The 1,271-nt window shown below is 60.8% G+C and carries 1 protein-coding gene; it reads left to right on the top strand.

The window, feature by feature from the left end:
- The first annotated feature begins 49 nt into the window (after positions 1-49).
- Entirely contained in the window at positions 50-1,267 is a 1,218-nt protein-coding gene (locus EB835_RS20155; protein ID WP_240688889.1) for an IS30 family transposase, read from the top strand.
- Positions 1,268-1,271 lie beyond the last annotated feature (4 nt).

Raw genomic sequence — 1,271 nt, 5'->3', positions numbered from 1 at the left:
CTTGGGTTCAAGGAGTCGTCGCAACACCTCCAGTGAGGAGGATGTTGCCATGGTCCGTCCCGGACCCCGTTCCCTGCCAAGCACGGTCGAGGCCCAATTCTGGGACCTGATCAGGACAGGGTTAGGCGTCGAAGAAGCCGTCGAAGTAATGGGCGTGTCACCAACGCCCCTGCGGCGGTGGTTTCGCCATCGTGGAGGTGTGAAACCACCAATCGGTTATGGTCACCCAAGCCGTTACCTGACCATCGATGACCGTGAAGACATCGCGGTCTACCGGGGACAGGGGCTGGGTGTAAGAGAAATCGCTGCCCGTTTGAATCGGAGCCCGTCGACGATCAGTCGTGAACTACGCCGGGCCGCACGCGCCCCGGAAAACGTCAGACCGTCCCGTCCTGCCTATCGACCCAGGATCGCCCAGGAAGACGCTGATGCGAAGCGACATCGCCACCGGGACCGGAAGCTGGGTATCCATCTTGCCCTGCGCCGTGAAGTCCAGGCACGATTGGCCCTGAACCACAGTCCCGAGCAGATCGCGTCACGACTGCGCGTGGACTACCCCGATGATCCGGAGATGTGGGTGTCGCACGAAACGATCTACCAGTCCCTGTACGTCCAAGGTCGAGGCGGACTCAAACGCGAACTCGTCAAGCATCTGCGTACGGGCCGCGGTCTGCGTAAACCGCGCAGAACCACTCAGGAACGGCGGGGACGCATCCCGAACATGGTCAACATCGCCCACCGGCCCAAGGAGGTCGAGGATCGGGCTGTCCCGGGCGACTGGGAGGGAGATCTCATTGTGGGGACAGTCGAGTCGGGATCAGCGATCGGGACTCTGGTCGAGCGTGCCACGGGATTTTCGATGTTGCTGCATCTGCCTGAGTCACACACGGCCAACGCGGTGGCTGAGGCGATGATCGCGAAGATGGCGCACCTGCCGGCTGAGTTGAAGCGTTCACTGACCTGGGACCAGGGCAGTGAGCTGTCTGATCATGTGCGTATTGCTGAGGCCACGGGCCTTGATATCTACTTCTGTGACCCGCATTCACCGTGGCAGAGGGGGACGAATGAGAACACCAATGGGCTGTATCGGCAGTACTTCCCGAAGGGCACTGATCTCAGCCAGTGGGGATCGGGTTATCTCGATATGGTCGCTGCTGAGCTCAACGCCCGGCCCCGGAAACGGTTGGGTTGGAAGACGCCGGCCGAGGCCCTGGCTAAACTATTGAACGAACACGACGATTCGACAGGTGTTGCAACGATAGCTTGAATCC

The sequence above is a fragment of the Brevibacterium sp. S22 genome (assembly GCF_004745485.1).
GTDB lineage: Bacteria > Actinomycetota > Actinomycetes > Actinomycetales > Brevibacteriaceae > Brevibacterium.
This window is presented reverse-complemented; position numbering and strand designations above follow the sequence as displayed.